Raw genomic sequence first — 19,800 nt, 5'->3', positions numbered from 1 at the left:
CCTTATCAGAAGCGGAACACAAAGAAATACATAAAGGCGGTGTTGACCAGCAACAGCAGCACGCCGGTTTTCCACTGTGCCTTGATCACGCCATTTTTATCCTGCAATTCAAGCAAGGCGGCGGGAACGATGTTGAAGTTTGCCGCCATCGGCGTCATCAGTGTTCCGCAGAAACCGCACAGCATACCGATGGCGCCCATGATGGCCGGATTGCCGCCGAGCTGATTGACGATAAGCGGCAGACCGATGCCCGCCGTCATCACCGGGAAAGCGGCAAAACCGTTGCCCATGATCATGGTAAACAGTGCCATCCCGAAGGTGTAGGCCACCACAATCGCCAGCGGTGAACCCAGAGGGATAATATTTTTCACCAGGTCGGCCACCACGCCGCCGACGCCTGCCATCGCAAACAACGCGCCCAGCGCCGCCAGCATCTGCGGCAAAATAGCCGCCCAGCCCACGGTGTCCATCGTCTGCCCGCCGGCTTTTATGGCTTTGAGTGGCGAATCGCGCAACATCACCAGCGCGGCGACAAAAGCCACCAGCGTGCCGATCACCAGAGAAATCAGTGTGACGTTTTTGGCTTCCACCAGCGGGGTGTATTTCAGCGTCAGGGTGCCGATCAGCGTCACAATCGGGATCAGCAGGGCAGGAATAAACAGTTTGCTGCCAAAACGTCGGGCACCGGCTTCACGCTGTTCCACGCGTTCAGGCTGGTCGTTATCCGTTTTGCCTTTACCCAGTTTGCCGCTGCCGGCAATCACCGCCAGCAGAATCGCCAGACAGCCGGTGACAAAGTGCGGCAACTCGCCGCCAAACAGAAAAGTGATACCGTAAACGCCCCAGAACAGCGCATTCACATAGCGACGTGCATTACTTTTGTCGCGCAGATTGAAGAGCGCGAAGGCGCAGAACATCAGGCCCGCGAGAATATAAACTGACTGTAGGTTGATCATTTTGCGGTGCTCCCGTGGTGGCCGTCAAAACGTTTAGCCAGCGAGCGGTCAAGCAGCCACAAACGGATAAAGTGAATAATCAGTGCGGCAATCGCGGTCGGGATCGCCCAGACAGACAGGTGCAGGGGTTCGACGTCGATTCCGTACTGATCGAGAAAACCTTTGATCAGCAGAATCGATTGCACGGCGATAAAAATGTCCTCGCCGAAAAAGACCGCCACGTTATCTGCCGCAGCAGAATGGGCACGGATTTTCTGACGCACGTCGTTAGGTAAATCACCGTATTTGGTGGTGGCGGCGGCTTCGGCCATCGGTGCGATCAGCGGACGAACCATCTGCGCGTGTCCGCCCAGCGAGTTCAGCCCCAACGCTGCCGTCATCTGGCGCAGGAAGAAATAGAGCATCAGGATGCGGCCAGTGGTCGCCACATGAATTTTGGAAATCAGGTGTTTCGCCTGCTCTTTCAGCCCGTTACGCTCAAGCAGCGCAATCACCGGCAAGGTCAGCCAGATAAGGCCCATATAGCGGTTATCGGTAAACGCCTTTCCGAAAGCGCTGATGATTTCCACGGTTTGCATGCCGCCGGCCAGTCCGGTAGAGATCCCGGCGATGGTCACGACCAGTAACGGATTAAACCGCAGTGCAAAACCCAGCACGACGATCGGAATACCTATTAGCACCCACATATAACTTCCCCTGTAACGATAAATACGATGTTGTGTTTTTTGTTTTACGTGCCAGTCTGCCTGCGCAATACACGCGAAATAACCGTGGGTTATTTCTTATAGCGATTACGCATAAATAAAACTGAGAGGCGGAAAGTAACAAGCGATTTAACGGAACGCAAGATGCAAACCGGCGGCCATCATAGGAAATGAGTCTGGCTGTTTGAAACTTTGTTATCGAACAAAATAGTGAACTGGCAGATGCTTTATACGCAGGGGATCAGAAGGTTATCAGCGGGAATTATCAGCATAATTAACCCGACACAGGGCCGGGATTAATGATAAAGGCGTATCAATACGCGGTGTGGCAGATTATTCGTCGTCCTCATCCCCGTAATATTTCACCCCAAGTTTGATCAGATCACGGCCCTGGGATTTACGGTGCAAATTACTGTCGCGCAGCGAATAGACGCAACCGCAATATTCCTGCTGATAAAAGCGTTCGCGTTTGCTGATCTCCACCATGCGCGCTGCGCCGCCTTTCTTGCGCCAGTTGTAGTCCCAGTAGACCATTCCTGGATAAGGCGCGGCAGCGCGATCGCCGCAGCCATTAATTTGCTGCATATCTTTCCAGCGCGAAATGCCCAGTGAACTGGAAATAGCACTGAAACCATGTTCCCAGGCATAGAGTGCCGTGCGTTCAAAACGCATATCGAAACACATGGTGCAGCGGATCCCACGCTCAGGTTCATTTTCCATTCCTCTGGCGCGTTCAAACCAATTATCGGTGTCGTAATCGGCGTCAATTAACGGGATGCCGTGTTGTTCGGCAAAACGTATATTTTCTTCTTTGCGCAGCAAATATTCTTTCTGCGGATGAATATTCGGATTGTAGAAGAATATCGTGTAGTCGATGCCGGACGCCTGAATAGCCTCCATCACTTCTCCCGAACAGGGCGCACAGCAGGAGTGCAATAAAAGACGGTCATGCCCTTCAGGCAGGGAAAGTTTCTCACGAATTAATTCAGACATCCTGTTCACCTTTATTTCAGAATAACTTTAACGATTGTTCTGAGGGGGATGATAGAAGACCTCGCTGTCGTGTCAAAATTTTCTTAACTGTTTCTGAACACACATCATGGCGTTACAGGGTTAGATGCTATGATAGAGGCAACATTGAGGGCCAGGCCCGGGACACGTTTTTTAAGGATGCAGGCAATGCAAATTATGAGATCGAATCACATTCGCTGGCTCAGTTTGTTGATTGTGATGGGCGGGTTGTTGTTGATTCTTCCTCTTCATTTACTGGCGTGCTTTATCGCCGGTTTTGTGGTGTACGAACTGGTCAATGCGCTGACGCCGCATTTTCAGAAAATCCTCAGCGGCGAACGTGCGCGCTGGGTGGTGGTGGCTTTTATCAGCACCGTGGTGGTGAGTTGCCTGATTCTGTTTGTCGCGGCTATCGCAGACTTCCTGATGGAAGACATGAAAAATCCGGTGGCGTTTAACGCCATGGTGTCGCGATTGCTGACTGACGCGCAAAGCCGTTTGTCGCCGGTGCTGTTGCACTATCTTCCAGCCAATATCGAAGAGTTACAGCGTACTTTCCTGCAATGGCTGCGTGAGCACATTGTCATGATCCAGACGTTCGGTAAAAACGCCGCGCACGTTTTTGTCACCATGCTGATTGGTATGATCCTCGGGGCGATTATTTCTCTCCAGCGGCATACCCGTGGCGAGCACCATGCTCCGCTGAAACAGGAATTGCTGGATCGCGTGAGCCTGCTCAGTGCTGCTTTTCGTAATGTGGTGTTTGCGCAGTTCCAGATTTCACTGATCAACACGGTGCTCTCGGGCATTTTCCTGTTTGGTATTTTGCCGCTGTTTGGCATTCATCTGCCGCTGGCAAAAACGCTGGTTGCGCTGACTTTCGTGTGCGGCCTGCTGCCGGTGGTGGGGAATCTGATTTCAAACACCCTGATTTTCATCGTGGGTTTGTCGCTGTCCTTGTGGGTGGGGGCGCTGGTGCTGGGGTATCTGATCATCATTCACAAGGTGGAATACTTCCTGAATGCGCGCATTGTGGGTAACCGCATCAAGGCCAAATCCTGGGAAGTTTTGCTGGCGATGGTGGTGTTTGAAGCCGCATTTGGTATACCGGGCGTGGTCGCCGCACCTATCTATTACGCCTACCTGAAAAGCGAACTCAAAGACGCCGGTCTTATCTAAACCTTTCTGCATTCCTTCTCAAATGTGACGCTGCGTTGTGCGGCGTCACTGTCTGGCTATCGGATTACCCTGATTTAAAACTCCTGAAAAAAACAGATTCAGGCAAGTAATGGCGAGGATCGTTATATTTGTTTGTCTCCTTAACGCGTCATACTTTCCTGGTGCACTGCCTTTTGCCGTGCGCATGTATTCCGTTAGCCCTTCAGGAGAAATAAATGACTCTTAACGTTCGTGGTTTCGCTGCCCTTTCAGCGGATGCGCCTCTTGCGCCTCATAATTTTGTTCGCCGTGACCCGCGTGATACCGACGTTGTGATCGACATTCTGTATTGCGGCGTGTGCCACTCCGATATCCACCAGGCGCGCAATGAATGGCACCAGAGCATCTATCCGATGGTTCCGGGACACGAAATTATTGGCCGTGTGAAACAAGTCGGCGCGAAAGTCAGCGGCTTCAAAGTCGGTGATACTGTCGGTGTAGGTTGTATGGTCGATTCTTGTCAGCACTGTGAATCCTGCGCGGAGAGCCTGGAACAGTACTGTGAAGAAGGCGCGACCATGACCTATAACAGCTACGATCGTCATGACAACATGATGACCTACGGCGGTTATTCCGAACAAATCGTGGTTGCAGAGAAATTCGTGCTGCGCGTTTCTGAAAAACTGGACATCAAATCCGCTGCGCCACTGCTGTGTGCCGGTATCACCACCTTCTCTCCGCTGAAACACTGGAAAGTCGGGAAAGGCCATAAAGTCGCGGTTGTCGGCCTGGGCGGTTTGGGCCACATGGGCCTGAAATTTGCCAAAGCATTGGGCGCAGACGTCACGCTGTTCACCCGTTCTAAAGGCAAAGAGCAGGAAGCTTACCGTTTAGGCGCCGATCACGTGGTGCTGTCGACGGATGAAGAGCAAATGGCGGCGGTGAAAAGCCACTTCGACTTCATTCTCGATACTGTGCCAAACCAGCACGATCTGAACCCGTACCTGGATACCCTGAAACGCGATGGTACCCACATTCTGGTCGGCCTGATTGAACCTATCGACCCTGCGCTGCACAGCGGCAAACTGGTGATGGGGCGTAAAACCGTTGCAGGTTCCCTGATCGGCGGGATCGCAGAAACTCAGGAAATGCTGGATTTCTGTGCTGAACACGACATTACCTGTGACGTCGAGATGATCGACATGCAGGACATCAACGGCGCTTACGACCGTATGCTGAAAAGCGACGTGAAATACCGCTTTGTTGTCGATATGGCTTCACTGAAAAACGCGTAACCCGCTGATTTCGGTTAAATAGCGACCTGATGCGTCTGCCGGAGAGTGAAGAAATTCGCACCGGCAGGCGCATTGTGACGAAATTTACGCTTTCCTTCTTACGGTGGCTTCTCCGCTTGTAACGGCAGTGGTATCCTGCTGCCTTTCGCCGGGCGAAGGAAAAACAGTGGCTAAGAGTTTTGATGAACTCATCAGAGATATGGACCTGATGATTGAACATGTGGACAGACTGAAAAGCCTGCCTCCACGGGCTGCAGAGCCAAGTTCAGCGGCGGCTGAGAAACCGGCATACGATTCTTTCGGCGAGATCTTTGCGCTTAAAGCCGTGATGCGTGCCTTTATCTCTTCCGTCGATACGATTGTAAAAGTGCAGATTGCGAAGAAAGTTGAGCAGGATATTGGCCATCTGGAAAACACGGTGCGCTCTATCGGCGGTGGCAGTGCGAACGCTGAAGACGTCGCGCAAATCACCGCTTACGTCCGTAATGCCGTTTCTGAACTGATGGAATAGCAGTACGCTGCTTCCTGGCAATACACGAAAACTGTCTGCTAATAAACGCCGGTCACCTCAGTGAGCGGCGTTTTTTTTGGTCGCAAGGGTGAGCCAGACGGTAGGCGTACAGGCGATAAGGCGATATTCTTCGCGTATGTTTGATGGCTGGCGCTTGTTATGACTCAGGATTATCGCTTTTTCGCGGCAACGCGACGCAGATGTTTTGCGCTTTTGTTTGAGCACCGCACCCGCAGCGGTCACCGGATGGAAATCTTTTGGATCACCGCGTCCTTACTGAGCGTGGTGGTGCTGTTTTTCGAATCCAGCGCGACCGATCTGTTTCCCAATACGCCGAATGTTCTCTGGCGCTTCGGTTTAATCGAACTCGGATTCACGGCGCTGTTCAGCGTGGAGTACGTGCTGCGCATCGTTTGCTCGCCGCGCAAAATGCATTATCCGGTCAGTTTCTTCGGCATTATCGATCTGTGCACCGTATTGCCGATGTATATCGTCTGGATGATGCCGTCGCTGGCCGGATCTGCCGATCTGGTGGTGGTGGTGCGTTTGCTTCGCGTATTGCGCGTTCTGCGCGTGCTGAAACTCCTGCGCTATATGAATGATGCCGGGATGTTGTGGCGCAGCCTGATGCGCGCGCGCCGCAAGCTCAGCATCTTCTTTGGCTTCGTAGCCATCATCCTGTGTCTTTTCGGCGGCCTGATGTTTGCGGTGGAAGAGGGCAAGGATGGATTTACGTCGCTTGGCGCATCGGTGTATTGGGCCGTGGTGACGCTGACAACCGTCGGGTACGGCGATATCACCCCGCATACAGCCCTCGGCAGAATGCTGGCATCGGTGCTGATTCTTTTAGGCTATTCAATCATTGCGGTGCCAACCGGAATTCTGACGGCTTATATGTCACAAGAGCTGGAAAAGGGGCGGGCGGCACGTTCTTGTCAGAATTGTCTGCATTCTGGACATGAATCTGATGCAAAATTTTGTGCACATTGCGGTGCGGTTCTGGAAGCGCAGAGATCACAAGCTGTTGATAAATAGACCTATAATTGTTCAATGATTGTACTGACTGGTTCATAAAAAGACTATTTTTGGGGTTTCCCCTGACATTGCGTTAAAAAGAGTTGCTATTAAATGGCAGTCATGAGTAAATACGTCTCGGCCTGTGGTACAGACCTATTTATGCACGACATCCTGAGTAAAGTTGTTCCAATTTAAAGCGTTATCCATGATAACCCTGCTCTGACGAATTTCCTTCTTAGTGCCTCCATAAGTAACGACTGAAATCCGGCTATAACATGCCCATGGTGGCGAAATTTATTTTTAAAAGGTAATTCTTATGTCAATGATGAAAGGTCAGGTTAAGTGGTTTAACGAGTCTAAAGGCTTTGGCTTCATCACTCCTGCTGACGGCAGCAAAGATGTGTTCGTACACTTCTCCGCTATCCAGGATCAAGGTTTCAAGACCCTGGCTGAAGGCCAGAACGTACAGTTCACTATCGAGAACGGTGCTAAAGGTCCGTCTGCGGCTAACGTTACCGCTATCTAATCTTACTTTACCGCTGTTACAGCGATAAACGTACAGATGACAAAAACCCGCATGCGCGGGTTTTTTTACGTCTGTCGTTTGTGAAATACCCCTTTGTCATTTTGCGAGCGCCTGTTGTTTAACGGCGGTATCTGGCAAAAAGACAAAAAAAAGCCCGCATAGTGGCGGGCAAAAATATTTCTTATGACATTCATTACGTACTCCCTCGGGGGTGAGCACGCAGGCAGTATAAAAGAAATATCTGTCAGGATTCTGGCGCTGAAATGTTAAGAAATTGAAAATTAATCCCCCCGCGTTATCTTAGGGTTTTTGCCCTGCATTCACCTTGTCCCGTGCCTTTCTCTGCCAGTCTGTACTACAATGAATACAATTGAACACTATGGGGTAACCTGATGAAAGTTAATGATCTTGTCACAGTAAAAACCGATGGCGGGCCGCGTCGTGAAGGGAAAGTGCTTGCTGTAGAAGAGTTTTACGAAGGCGTTATGTATCTGGTTGCGCTGGAAGATTATCCGGCGGGGATCTGGTTCTTCAATGAAGGCGATACCAAAGACGGAACCTTCGTCGTGCCACGGGACAGCGAAGAGTAAAATATCGCAGGTAACATGAATCAATAAAAAAACACCGGAGCCATCGCTGCCGGTGTTTTTGTTTTATACGCGGGTACGGTCAGAATTTAGAACGTTTCCCAGTTCGGTTCTGTGCTGGTGGTTTTGCCTGAACGCGGCGATGATCCCGGCAGGGCGCGTGCGGCGGGCTGAGTACGCCCGGCGGGGCGATGTGTTCCGTCAATTTTGAAGACGGCAACCGCCTGGGTGAGGCGCGCGGCCTGTTCTTCCAGAGAGGCGGCAGCGGCTGAGGCTTCCTGCACCAGCGAGGCGTTCTGCTGAGTTACGCCGTCCATCTCAGAGACAGCCTGGCTGACCTGACTGATGCCGCGACTCTGTTCATCGGAGGCGGAGGCGATTTCCCCCATGATGTCAGTCACATGGCTGACGGCGGTGACAATTTCAGACATTGTCGTCCCCGCATCGCCCACCAGAATGCTGCCTTCACCCACGTAATCCACCGATTCTTCAATCAGTGATTCGATCTCTTTTGCCGCCTGTGCGCTGCGCTGGGCAAGATTACGCACTTCGCTGGCGACCACGGCAAATCCACGGCCTTGTTCACCCGCGCGGGCGGCTTCTACGGCGGCATTCAGCGCCAGAATGTTGGTCTGGAAGGCGATGCTGTTGATCACATTGGTGATTTCAGCAATTTTGGTCGAACTGCGCGAAATATTTTCCATTGTGCTGACGACGTTGGCGACGATTTCTCCGCCTTTCTGCGCTTTATTCGAGGCAGCGGCTGCCAGTTTGCTGGCGTGATGGGCGTTTTCAGAGTTCTGTTTCACCGTCGCGGTGAGCTGTTCCATACTGGCGGCGGTTTCTTCCAGCGCGGCAGCCTGTTGCTCGGTGCGTGAGGAGAGGTCGGTATTGCCGGAAGCAATTTCCGTTGAGCCCTGATAAATGGACACGGCGCCTTCGCGCACGGTCAGCACGGTGCTGGCCAGTGAATGCTGCATGTGGTCGACATTGCTGCTCAGCACGCCGATTTCGTTGCGGCCATTATTTTGTGCCGGCTGAGTCAGATCGCCTTCGGCGATTTTCTGAATGCGCACCACCAGACGGTTCAGCGGATTGATGATCACTTTACGCATCACCAGATAAGTGATGAACGTCAGCACCAGCGCCAGCAGGAATGCGCCGCCCATCAGGCCATAACCGAGCGTGGCATTTCGCTGCGCTTTATCATTGATTTTATTGGCGGTTTCGGTGCGATAGGCAATTGCTGCCAGCAACGGTGTGTTGTTAGCCTGATCCAGTTCACGCACTGTTTCGGCTTCCTGAGAAATCACTTCCTCAAAATGCGCCTGCTTCGCAGAATCCATCATCGGCAGCATGCCCTGCGTCATGTAGGCGTTGTAGGATTTTTTCAGCGGTTCATCGAGCGCCAGATCGGTGGCATTTTTACCGGGCCGGTTGATGTAGGTATCAAAAGCCGTCTGCGACTGTTTCAGGCGGGTGGCGGCATCGCTGAGATTCTTATTAAAGACGTCCTGATCGCCAACGCGGGCTGCCGCTGCGGCCTGAATCAATAACAGGCGGGCAGTGCGCAGGTGGTTGGAGCTGTTCGACAGCGCCAGGCGTATTTGCAATTCCTGCGTGGCATTCGAAAGTGCCGCATTACTTTGTTTGAGGAAAAAGCTGGATGTGCCAATCGAAATGGCAAACAGGAACAGGATCCCCACCAGAATCTGGCTGATCAAGGTGATGAGTCGAATATTGCTGATAAAAGAGGTTCGGGTATTGATGTTTAAAGGAGTATCCATTTTATTCCGCTCTGTTAATCCTGTTCACCGGCAATTGAGGGTCGGTGAGTGACAGCGATGTAGGGTCTGCCTGCGGGCAAGTCCTGCCGTGGCGAAAACACGCCATATAAGGACATCGGCAATCCAGAGAGGAGGTTGAGTTTATATTTGCGACGCGGATCTCATTTCAGAAGTTTGTGTAGCCTTCTACAGGCTATGCAATGGCATAGCCTGTAGAAATAGCCCGTCATTAAAGAAAATTAGCTGACATAAATACCGTCTGTAAGCTGATCACATAAACGCACAACATGATAAATAATGTGTTTGTTCGGTGATTTTATTTTCCGCTTAATATTTCCTTTATATGACGACACTGTTTTGGTCTTAATTTTCAGCTTATCCGACATTTCATTTGTGCCGTCGCCTGACATCCACATTCTCAGCATGGCTGATTCAGACCGGCTGAGCATCACGGGGCGGATATCCAGCAGGCCGCAGCTGGCCGGGTTTTTCGCCTGCGGCAGTCGCGGGTGATTCAGCAGTTGTTTCAGGGTTTCAGCCTTAATGGATTTCGAGGTGATAATCACGTTCTTGCGAACGAAAACGTACTCTTCAAAATGAATACGTGTGCTGGACATAAAAATAAAAAATAACGTGTCGGCATATTCAGTAATCAGCGCTCGCAGGCGGGATTTACTGTCCGCATTGGATTGCATGCAATCTTCATTAATAAACACCACGGACGGCTTCAGTTTGCGGCAACTCTGGTGTAACTGATCAAAGTGGCTGACATAACTGATGTCCTGTTCCTCGGCGAGAAATTGCTGCAATCCAATGCGGGTAAAACGGCAGGGATCCAAGATTATCGTTTGCATAGTGAGTCCTCACAGGACGTCCTTGTTCGGCATAATGATTGGATTAAAACAGATGAATCTTAAAAGCACGAAGAACGTGCTGACCCTATTTCTCGCATGAAAAAACCGCATATTCAAAGTTTTTTTTAGCGTTTAAAGAGAGTTACGAGATTATATTAATTTGGTTTATGTCAGCGTTTACTTTGTGACTGAACAAAGGGATCGTGAAATTAGGACTATTCTGAGCGGATGTAAGGACATAGCAGTAAAACTTATTGATGATGGCGTAATTATAACGACAGGAAATACTTAGCATTCACATCAAGAGCCGCAAAATGCTTCAAAACAATTCACGCATTGTAAACGGCAAGTTAACGGGACGCGATACAGAGTACCGCGTCCATAAAAGTTACCAGTAGGATTGCCAGCACTGAGTCAGGCGTACCAGGGCCTCAACGTAAAAATAGTCGCCCCAGCTGCAACACTCATCCACCCCTTTACCACTCGCCATGTGGTAAACCGAATGCTTAAGCAAGCCGTCGCAGTCTTCCTCTTCACGGACAAGATAATGGTCGGTGAGAGAATCCATTATGCGCAGCGCCATTTCCTCATAACAGGCACGTTTGTCATCGGTGGCGGGCAGGGTGTTGACCAGGCTCAGCAGACCGCACACGGCAATCGCTGCCGCCGAACTGTCGCGGGGTTCCGTGGTCCCCAGCAGCGCCAGATCCCAGTGGCAGACATCGTCCTGTGGCAGACGGTTGAGAAAATAATGTGCCAGACGCCGTGACAGCTCGACCTGATCCTCGTCTCCGGTGTAGCGGTAACTCAGCATGAAGCCGTAAATCCCCCATGCCTGGCCGCGCGACCAGCATGAATCGTCGGCATAGCCCTGATGGGTGTTCCCAAAGCGCGGCTCACCGGTCTGCGTGTCCATATAAAATGTGTGATAGGTCGAGGCATCAGGGCGAACAATGTACTTCGCGGCCTGCTCTGCATGGGCGCGCGCAGCCTGTGCAAAGCGCGGCTCACCGGTTTGCTCACTGGCCCAGTAAAGCAGCGGCAGATTCATATTGCAGTCGATGATCATGCGTCCGGCCTGTTCCGGATCCTGCAAATCGCCCCAGGCCTGAATGATTTTCGCTTTCGAATTAAAACGCTCCATGAGGGCTTCGGCGGCCAGCAGCGCGATGCCGCGGGCCTGGCGGTTGCCGGTCAGTTTCCAGGCACTGACGCAGGACAGGCTGTAAAGAAAACCAAGATCGTGCGTGGCGGTATCAATGCGGTTAACGATGCGGTTGCCAAATGAGGTGACCTGTTTTTCTGCCGCATGACGGTAGCGATCGTCACTGGTCATTTCCCACGCCAGCCACAGCTGGCCGGTCCAGAAGCTGGTGGTCCATTCCACATTTTCAGTCAGCGGGTAATGTCCGTTCTGACAGGTTTCTGCCGGAAACTTATCGCCAAACTTTTCCACGTTGCGGGAAATTTTGCTCAGCACCGTCTGGCGCGCCCGCTGCATTTTTTCTGCAAACGCAATCCTGTCTAACTGATTCAGTTCAACCGGCAATAAATTCTCTTTCGCGATATTCATCGTCATATCTTCTCCCTTTTTCAATTAATTCATTCACTCAGCGTTTCGCCGGGGTCAGTTCTGCCGGGGTTTCCAGCGGTTTATCGGTGGAGGGGGTACCTGACCGGATGCTCTGACAGGCGGATAACGTAAAGGCTGAAACCAGCGTAAAGAACAGCGCAATACTGCCCATGATCAGATAGGTGTGTTCGAAGCCGATGCGTTCATAGAGATAGCCAGCCGGCGGGGCGATAACGATCGAACCGACGTAAATCATGGCCTGATAACCCAGCAGATACATGGTGGCGTTAACACGTTTGCTGAAATGCTCGGCGATATATTTGAAGACCGAAATCAGCAGCAATGAGATTTCCAGCCCGTAGAACGGCTTGATGATGGAGATCAGCAGCGGATCGTGAGTCAGCCCCGAGGCTATCAGGCGGATCCCCACCACCACGCCGACCAACAGCAGGCTTTTCTTGGCACCGAAATAATTCACCAGGAACGGGATCACCATCATCATCAGGAATTCGAAGCCGGACTGCACGGTGCTCAGGTAGCCATACCAGGCGTTGCCTTGCTCTTTGGTGGTAAAAAAGGTGACGAAATAGCGCGAGAACTGCTGCTCGGCAACAAACATCATCCAGGCGACACCGGCGACATAGAGCGAAAACATCCAGAATTTGCGGTTTTTCAGCAACAGGATCACATCGCTGAACACGATTTTTTGCTGCGCGATCACGTCGTTGTTTTTCAGCTCTTCATTGCCAATTTTCAGTGAAAGCAGCACGCACAACATCACCAGCGACGTGGCACTGCTCAGGCCGAAATTCCAGGCAGGAGAAAGATTAAACAACAGGCCTGAGAACGAGGCGGCCAGCGCCCAGCCGAGCGAGCCCCACATACGGACCTGCCCGAACTCCATGTGATACAGGCGGCTGAAGCGATCGGCATAAGATTCTGACGCGGCGACACCGGCATACCAGCCGAGGCTGAGATACAGCGCGCCGACAATAATGCCGATCATCATGTGGCTTTCCAGCAGCGGCTGGTACACGAAGATGAAGAAGGGAGCCATCAGCGCCGACACCAGCACGACAAAGTAGAGCAGCGATTTGCTCATGCCGATCTTGTCCATGATGTAGCCATAAACCGGCTTCATCACCACCGCAAAAACGCCGTTAATGGCGAAAACGGTACCGATACTCATACTGTCCAGCCCGGCCTTTTGCCCCAGCCACAGGGCGTAAAGCCCGAAGCTGGAAGACCAGGTGAAGAAATACAGGAATATAAAGCTACTCATTTTATAGTAAGCCGATTTACTGGCTGTTTTTATGGCTTTCATGGTGACTCCTCAAGCGTGAACTGCCGGGCTTTACTGTGAAATTCAGGCCAGAGAAATCTGCCCGCTGCGTCCCTGATACTGCCAGTGCAACTGGTTGCCCTCGCGGATGATTTCCGGTGTGGCAAGGTCGCCGGTCTCGCTGCCGGTGCCGGCGCAGACCGCGCTGATGAGCCAGTGCGAACCGGCGGGGTAACTGGCTTTAAGCACGGGGATCACTGCCGTTTCGGCGAACATAATGCTGCTGTTCGGCGGAGTCACGACCGTCGTGGCCTCGCGCTCGCTCCCGCCGCTCAGGCTGACTATCCGGCTGATGCCGTTGCATGCCGTCACCGCCATTGCGTGCTGATTGGGGGTGATTTGTGACCGGGTCGCCGGATCCTGGATCACTGCAAATCCGCCCTCGGCACTGTCCAGCGGACGCTGGTTTTTCAGATGATGAATGCGCAAATGCCAGTCGCCACACGGGATAAGCCAGGTGCGCACTTCCACGTCGTGCCAGGGCAGCCAGCGCGAATAAATCGCATCCTCGGTGATGCGGGTTTCAGCGCAGTCACGGCGTCCGCGAAAATATCCGTCGCCTTCGGCCAGCATCAGCATGGAGTCACAACCGGCGTGATTCAGCCCGTAGCGTCCGCGATCCAGCGTGAAGCCGAACTGGCTGGAATAAGCGAATTTGGTGTATTTGGCTTCGGTATTGACGAAGTTATTCAGCTCCAGCTGGCCGGACGTGAGCATCACAACGTGCTGACCTTGCGCGTCGCGCATCAGGATCTGACTGGCGTGAGGAATACAGTGCGTGCGGGGCAGTTCCGGCAGCGGCGCTTCGTCCGCCAGCCAGAACGCATCATCCTGCGGCAACGCCAGAATCAGAAAAATTTTGCACGCCCAGTAAGGCGAGCCCGGCGCGTTGTAGTCTTCGGCCATCACCAGATTGGGCGTGTGATACCCGATGCTGAGCAGGCCGTCGCGGTCGAAAATGGGTTGTTTCAGCCAGTGACGCAGATGGCGCAGGATCACGCCTTTAACGATGCCCGGCGTAAACACATCCAGCTTGCTGTACGCCGCAGCGCTCCAGAAAGCGGCTTCGGCAAAGCGATAGGTCAGGCTGCGGCCAAACGGCACAGCGGCACCGTCGGCGGAGAAAAGAGTGATGAAATCCTGCGCAAATACCCCGGCGCGCTGGCGAAGTAAGGCCGCGCGCGAAGGATCCACATCCGCCATATTTTGAGCGTACAGCAGGCCGTAATAGTGGAACGCCATTGAGATGTAGTAATCGCGCGGACGTCCGGGGCCGTCGGAGTACCAGCCATCGCCCAGATAATAGGCTTCCATCAGGTCAAAACGGGCAGCCACCGCGTCCTGGCTCCACGGCAGACCGGCCTGTTTAAAGCCCATCTGCACCATGATCGGAAAGAAATTCCAGTTGTTGTTGGGAATGACTGCGTCACGTCCCTGATTCAGCCAGTCGGCCAGATGTTGCTGTTCCTGCGCCGTAAAATGCTGCAACAGACGTTTATCCAGCAGCGCCAGCCCGACGCCAAACGCAGCCATTTCCACGCAGCGCTGATCGAAATCGCGCAGGGTGCCCCAACACTGCGGATGTTGCGGGTCGGTGCCGAAACGGATCGCATCCAGATAGAAGGGCAGATCGGCGCATTCGCCACCCCCGGCCACCAGCGGAAAAATCCCCCACAACATGCGGGACAGCGCTTCCATTTTGGCAATCTCTTTACCGTAATGGGTGGTGGACTCTCCGAGGTCGATACCACTTTTGCCTTTTTCGGTATAAGGCGAGACGGCCGAGAGCAGGTCATTCAACAGATGTTGTACGTCTTCGCGATTACGCAGCGGATTTTGAGTATTCACTTTATTTTGCGTCATAAAAGCTCTCCCGGTGGTGTTAAAGGACCGGTAAATAAGGTTTTTATTATTTGAAATACTATTTCAATTCCTTGTGTCGCGATTGAAATATAGAGAAATGGAAAACGCTGATTGTTACGGGGTTCACAGATTCAGCTGAATTTTGAAATTGTGATAAAGAATTTCGCCTGAAAGCGGCTTAAATTATAAAAAATGGACTGAAAATTGTGATCTGCTGTTATCCGTATTATGCGTAAAGGACATCCCCAATGCCGGTATCAGATTATCTTGAACGTATTGCCCTTAATGAACGTCAGGTTTCTTTTAACCGGATGAGTCGCGGCAGCGCTAATTATTTCCACTGGCATCAGTGTCTGGAATTACTGTTTGTCAGCCGGGGTTACGGCATTGTGATTGTTGATAATCAGCAATACACCTTAAAACCGGGGCGCCTGTTCGTGTTTCCGCCGTTCAAATTGCACAAAGTGTTTGTCGAAGCAGGCGAAAATAATGCCTATGAACGCACCACGGTTCATCTGGATCACCAGCTGCTGGACGGCTGCCTGCAATCTTTCCCGCAGCGTCGCGCCCGGTTTGCCAGGTTGTGGGATCCCGACCGCGCCGCCCATATTTTTGACCTGAGCGACCACGCCGCGCACATTGAAGTGATCCTCGAACAGTTCAACCAGCTGACCGAGCAGCAAACCCATCAGTGGGAGGAAATCGCGATGCTGGTGTTGCAGCTGATGGCTTTTATGCCCGCGCAGGGCGATACGCCGAAAACGGTCAGCCGCACGACGGCGTCAAAGGTGATGCAGTGGATTGAAGAAAATTATGTGCAGAAATTTTCGATGGCCAGCCTCTCGGCGGCGGTAGGGCTGTCAGAAAGTTATATCTCACGGGTTTTCGGGCAGGAAACCGGCGGTTCTGTTCAGGATTATCTGGCTACGCGCCGGGTGAAGCGCGCCTGTGAGCTTTTACGTTTAACGGATCAGTCTGTGGAAAGTATCGGTCTGCAATGCGGGTTCGCGGACTCGCCATACTTCATCACCCGCTTCAAAAAAATGATTGGAAAAACGCCGCTGCAATATCGCAAGGCGGCGTTTTCATTATTGCAGTGAACTGACTATGCTTTCCGCCAGCTGGCTGGGGACGTGCCGAGCGCAGAAGCAGGCAAATCCCATTGCCACGCGGTGCCCTCAAGCTCAACGGGCGCACGTAACCGCCAGCCCGGCCCCCAGACGGTATATTCCGGCTGCGACGAATAGTCTTCTGCCTGCGCCGCAAAAATCCGCGACGCAGACGCTGTCTCTTGTGCCCCGGAGGTCATCAGTTCACGGGCAGTACGCGCCAGCGACAGCCTTGTTTCACTGCCCTGATGCGTTTCGACGCGCTGTGCTAACCCCTGAATCACCGCTGCCGCCATCAGATAACCGGTGACGTGATCCAGCGCCTGAACCGGCAGCGGCACAGGCTTATTCTCGCCCGATTGCTGCATACCCTGTTGCGCGATCCCGCAACTCATTTGCACCAGGCTGTCAAACCCGCGCCGCTCGCGCCACGGCCCGCTCCAGCCGTAGGCATTGAGACAGACATCCACCAGCCCCGGCGACAGGGCGCGCCGCTGTTCACTGCCATAACAGAGTTTGTGCAACGCACCGGCGCGATAGCCGTGAACGATCACGTCTGCCTCTCGCAGCAAGGTTTCAAAACGGTGCCTGTCCTGCGGGTTGTGCAGGTTGAGCCGTGCGCAACGTTTACCTAACGTCACGTCGGCTTCCTGGCCCGGTTCATCCCAGCCAAACGGGTCGATGCGCAGCACATCCGCGCCCAGTCCGGCCAGAAAACGCGTAGCCACCGGCCCGGCAATGATGCGCGTGAGATCGAGGACGCGCACGCCTGCCAGCGGACGCTCGCGGCCCAAGGCCCATGCAGGCGGCGTGGCAGGCGGGCAAAGTGCGCGCTGAAACAACGGCTCACTGACCAGCGATTTTCCCTGCACATGCTGCTGCCACTCGCTGGCGCTGAACATTTGCGCGGCACAACCTCCGGCCAGCACCACCGCCTGTTCCAGCTCCGCTTTCTTCCACAAAGCCACCCGTGGCGCCAGCGCCTCCCGGTGGTTTGCCTTGCCCAGCACCGTTTCGACGACGTTGCGATGGGCGGGCGCATTGGTGTGAAGACGGATCCAGCCGTCGGCGGTGGCGTAATCACCGGCCAGACTGTCCCAGACCGGGGGGATTTCCCAGCCGTCAGGTTTGATGCTGCTCTGACACCACAACGACGCCAGCCGGCGGTCAACGGTGACAGCAGGGGTAATGCCGTCTTTCAGAGACAACAGATGCGACAGCGCCTGCGCCGCCACCGCCACGGACGCTGTGATGAGCGTTGTCACCGGATAATAAGCCGGTAAATCCCCTTCACCGGTCACATGCAGCGCCGCAGGCAGGCGGTCCCTGCCGGTGAGTTGTGCATACAGCGCGCGGGTTCGTTCCGGGATGTTTTCATCAGACATACTGCGACTCCAGAAGGCGGATAACGGAGTTACAAATTTAGAACATTTTGGCCGCAGCGTGCCAAATGAGGGAGAGAAGTGCCCTGAAGCGCATGAAATTCAGGGTTCTGTAACAGAATGCTCCTAAAACGCTCGCGCGAATTAGCACCAGACTATGCCCCGCAAACGGCAGTTGGCGAACCTGCCCGCAGCCCCTGACAGGCGGGGGCTGCGCACTTTCAGATGTGCTTACTTTTACAAGCAAAATATTAGCTGAATGCATTCAATTTCTTATACTCGGCGGGTGAATTTTACGTTAGCCTTGAGGTCGAATTTTTTCGAACACCGCGGGGGCGGCGCCCTGAGGCGATGCCCCCAGATTTTTGCCCAGTACAGGAAACGAATCTGGCATGGAACGAAGAGCATTTATTCAAGCTTCAATGGCATTCGCCGCCTGGTGCGGTGTGCCGGCTATGTCCACACTGTTCACCCGTTCCGCTGAGGCGGCAGAGGCGAACGTGGCAGACGGCGGCGAACTGCCGTTTGATTTCAACGCCCTGCAAAAGATGGCGAAGGACTTAGCGGATAAACCCTATGGCGGTGCGCCGCAGCCTTTACCTAAAACGCTGGCTGAGCTGACACCGCAGGCCTACAACGCCATACAGTACGATCACGCCCATTCCTTGTGGAACGGATTGCAGGACCGGCAGCTCGACGTCGAACTGTTCCACGTGGGCATGGGCTTCAAACGTCGCGTGCGCATGTATTCGGTGGATCCGGCCAGGCACATGTCGCGCGAAATCCATTTCCGCCCTGAATTGTTCAACTACCATGATGCAGGCGTGGATACCAAACAGCTCGAAGGTTTCTCCAATCTCGGATTCGCCGGTTTTAAGGTCAACAAAGCGCCTGAACTGACGCGCCGCGACGTCGTTTCTTTCCTCGGCGCCAGCTATTTCCGCGCGGTGGATGACACCTATCAGTACGGCCTTTCTGCCCGTGGCGTGGCGGTGGATACCTTCACCGATCAACCGGAAGAGTTCCCGGATTTCACCGCATTTTGGTTCGATACGCCGAAACCGGGTGATACCACCTTCACGGTGTATGCGCTGCTCGATGGCCCAAGTATCACCGGTGCCTATAAATTCGTGATCCACTGCGAACCGACGCGCGTGGTGATGGAAATCGAAAACCATCTTCATGCCCGTGAAGACATAAAACAGCTGGGCATTTCTCCGATGACCAGCATGTTCAGCTGTGGCACCAGCGAGCGTGGCCGTTGCGACACCATCCATCCGCAAATTCATGACTCCGATCGCCTGCAAATGTGGACCGGCAACGGCGAATGGATTTGTCGTCCGCTGAATAATCCGAAACGTCTGCAATTCAATGCGTTTGCCGATAACAGCCCGAAAGGTTTTGGCTTGCTGCAACTCGACCACGAGTTCAACAATTATCAGGATGTGATTGGCTGGTACAACAAACGTCCGAGCCTGTGGGTGGAACCGGTCGGTGACTGGGGGAAGGGCGCGGTTAACCTGATGGAAATTCCGACCACCGGAGAAACGCTGGATAACGTGGTGTGCTTCTGGCAGCCGGAAACGCCGGTGAAATCCGGCGCTGAGTTCAGTTTCAGCTACAAGCTGTACTGGAGCGGTACGCCGCCGCACCGCAGCCCGCTGGCCAATGTGCTGGCCACGCGTACGGGTATGGGCGGGTTCCCGGAAGGCTGGGCGCCGGGTGAAAACTATCCGGCAGTGTGGGCGCGTCGTTTCGCCATCGACTTCGTCGGCGGTGAACTGAAAGCTTATGCCGACAAAGGCATCGAGCCGGTGATCAACGTCTCTCATGGCCAGATCAAGAATATCGAAATTCTGTATGTCCAGCCGTTCGACGGATACCGCATCCTGTTTGACTGGACTCCGGACAGCGATTCCGTCGCGCCGGTCGAACTGCGCATGTTCCTGCGTTCCGGTCAGACCGCGTTGTCAGAAACCTGGCTGTACCAGTATTTCCCGCCAGCGCCTGAAAACCGCAAGTACATCGACGACCGGCAAATGCGCTAACCCGCAGCGGCGTTAAAAAACAAAAAGCCCCGATTCGCTCGGGGCTTTTGCTTTTTACTGACTTGTTTTGCAGATGC

17 protein-coding genes are annotated in these 19,800 nt (G+C 53.4%); 8 read left to right on the top strand and 9 right to left on the bottom strand.

Translation table 11 applies throughout. From position 1 onward, the window contains the following. Positions 1 to 5: 5 nt before the first annotated feature. The 3 genes from ACO0U8_RS01215 to ACO0U8_RS01205 all read right to left on the bottom strand — a co-directional run bounded on the left by ACO0U8_RS01215 (position 6) and on the right by ACO0U8_RS01205 (position 2,653). On the bottom strand, positions 6 to 953 hold the full coding sequence (locus ACO0U8_RS01215) for a DUF979 domain-containing protein (RefSeq protein ID WP_421670661.1): 948 nt from the start codon (positions 951 to 953) through the stop codon (positions 6 to 8). Continuing rightward, positions 953 to 1,642 carry a DUF969 domain-containing protein gene (locus ACO0U8_RS01210; protein WP_056780508.1) on the bottom strand — a complete coding sequence of 230 codons (690 nt, stop codon included), beginning with the start codon at positions 1,640 to 1,642 and terminating at the stop codon, positions 953 to 955. Before ACO0U8_RS01210 ends, ACO0U8_RS01215 begins: the two co-directional genes overlap by 1 nt. Before the next feature lie 351 nt (positions 1,643 to 1,993). Next, positions 1,994 to 2,653 (bottom strand): epoxyqueuosine reductase QueH, encoded by a 660-nt coding sequence (locus tag ACO0U8_RS01205; RefSeq protein ID WP_056780504.1) that lies wholly within the window; start codon positions 2,651 to 2,653, stop codon positions 1,994 to 1,996. A 186-nt stretch (positions 2,654 to 2,839) separates the two neighbouring features. Between ACO0U8_RS01205 and ACO0U8_RS01200 the strand changes: the two genes are divergently transcribed. The 6 genes from ACO0U8_RS01200 to dsrB all read left to right on the top strand — a co-directional run bounded on the left by ACO0U8_RS01200 (position 2,840) and on the right by dsrB (position 7,768). Beyond that, positions 2,840 to 3,850 (top strand): AI-2E family transporter, encoded by a 1,011-nt coding sequence (locus ACO0U8_RS01200; RefSeq protein ID WP_056780501.1) that lies wholly within the window; start codon positions 2,840 to 2,842, stop codon positions 3,848 to 3,850. Between the two features lie 215 nt (positions 3,851 to 4,065). Next, on the top strand, positions 4,066 to 5,124 hold the full coding sequence (locus tag ACO0U8_RS01195; protein WP_056780496.1) for an NAD(P)-dependent alcohol dehydrogenase: 1,059 nt from the start codon (positions 4,066 to 4,068) through the stop codon (positions 5,122 to 5,124). A 166-nt stretch (positions 5,125 to 5,290) separates the two neighbouring features. Beyond that, entirely contained in the window at positions 5,291 to 5,635 is a 345-nt protein-coding gene (locus tag ACO0U8_RS01190) for a hypothetical protein (RefSeq protein WP_056780492.1), read from the top strand. A gap of 246 nt (positions 5,636 to 5,881) precedes the next feature. Then, positions 5,882 to 6,670, top strand: coding sequence for a potassium channel family protein (locus ACO0U8_RS01185; RefSeq protein WP_390975302.1), 789 nt, complete (start codon positions 5,882 to 5,884; stop codon positions 6,668 to 6,670). A 298-nt stretch (positions 6,671 to 6,968) separates the two neighbouring features. Further along, complete coding sequence (cspE, locus tag ACO0U8_RS01180; protein WP_013575246.1) at positions 6,969 to 7,178, top strand: transcription antiterminator/RNA stability regulator CspE; 210 nt, start codon at positions 6,969 to 6,971, stop codon at positions 7,176 to 7,178. Positions 7,179 to 7,570: 392 nt separating this feature from the next. Next, positions 7,571 to 7,768, top strand: coding sequence for a protein DsrB (gene dsrB, locus ACO0U8_RS01175; protein WP_056780486.1), 198 nt, complete (start codon positions 7,571 to 7,573; stop codon positions 7,766 to 7,768). 86 nt (positions 7,769 to 7,854) lie between these two features. Here the strand turns inward: dsrB and ACO0U8_RS01170 are convergent, their stop codons facing one another. From ACO0U8_RS01170 to ACO0U8_RS01150, 5 genes are all read right to left on the bottom strand, one after another. Further along, complete coding sequence (locus ACO0U8_RS01170) at positions 7,855 to 9,552, bottom strand: methyl-accepting chemotaxis protein (protein WP_136375591.1); 1,698 nt, start codon at positions 9,550 to 9,552, stop codon at positions 7,855 to 7,857. 239 nt (positions 9,553 to 9,791) lie between these two features. Beyond that, complete coding sequence (rcsA, locus tag ACO0U8_RS01165) at positions 9,792 to 10,406, bottom strand: transcriptional regulator RcsA (protein ID WP_421670123.1); 615 nt, start codon at positions 10,404 to 10,406, stop codon at positions 9,792 to 9,794. A 388-nt stretch (positions 10,407 to 10,794) separates the two neighbouring features. Continuing rightward, positions 10,795 to 11,985 (bottom strand): glycoside hydrolase family 88 protein, encoded by a 1,191-nt coding sequence (locus tag ACO0U8_RS01160; protein ID WP_421670122.1) that lies wholly within the window; start codon positions 11,983 to 11,985, stop codon positions 10,795 to 10,797. A gap of 31 nt (positions 11,986 to 12,016) precedes the next feature. Then, positions 12,017 to 13,303, bottom strand: a complete 1,287-nt coding sequence (locus ACO0U8_RS01155; RefSeq protein WP_217204105.1) for an oligosaccharide MFS transporter — start codon at positions 13,301 to 13,303, stop codon at positions 12,017 to 12,019. Between the two features lie 42 nt (positions 13,304 to 13,345). Then, positions 13,346 to 15,184, bottom strand: coding sequence for a DUF2264 domain-containing protein (locus ACO0U8_RS01150; RefSeq protein WP_421670121.1), 1,839 nt, complete (start codon positions 15,182 to 15,184; stop codon positions 13,346 to 13,348). A gap of 248 nt (positions 15,185 to 15,432) precedes the next feature. Here ACO0U8_RS01150 and ACO0U8_RS01145 point away from each other — a divergent pair, with 248 nt between their 5' ends. Continuing rightward, the gene (locus tag ACO0U8_RS01145; RefSeq protein WP_421670120.1) at positions 15,433 to 16,284 is read left to right on the top strand and encodes a helix-turn-helix domain-containing protein; all 852 of its coding nucleotides are present in this window, start codon (positions 15,433 to 15,435) and stop codon (positions 16,282 to 16,284) included. Between the two features lie 5 nt (positions 16,285 to 16,289). Here ACO0U8_RS01145 and ACO0U8_RS01140 read toward each other — a convergent pair whose 3' ends face one another. After that, positions 16,290 to 17,678, bottom strand: a complete 1,389-nt coding sequence (locus ACO0U8_RS01140; protein ID WP_421670119.1) for a CoA transferase — start codon at positions 17,676 to 17,678, stop codon at positions 16,290 to 16,292. 389 nt (positions 17,679 to 18,067) lie between these two features. Here ACO0U8_RS01140 and ACO0U8_RS01135 point away from each other — a divergent pair, with 389 nt between their 5' ends. After that, positions 18,068 to 19,723 (top strand): glucan biosynthesis protein D, encoded by a 1,656-nt coding sequence (locus ACO0U8_RS01135; protein WP_421670118.1) that lies wholly within the window; start codon positions 18,068 to 18,070, stop codon positions 19,721 to 19,723. Positions 19,724 to 19,800: the final 77 nt, after the last annotated feature.

Origin of the sequence: Rahnella sp. EDr1-12, from assembly GCF_049206505.1 — a bacterium.
Lineage (GTDB): Bacteria > Pseudomonadota > Gammaproteobacteria > Enterobacterales > Enterobacteriaceae > Rahnella > Rahnella rivi.
This window is presented reverse-complemented; position numbering and strand designations above follow the sequence as displayed.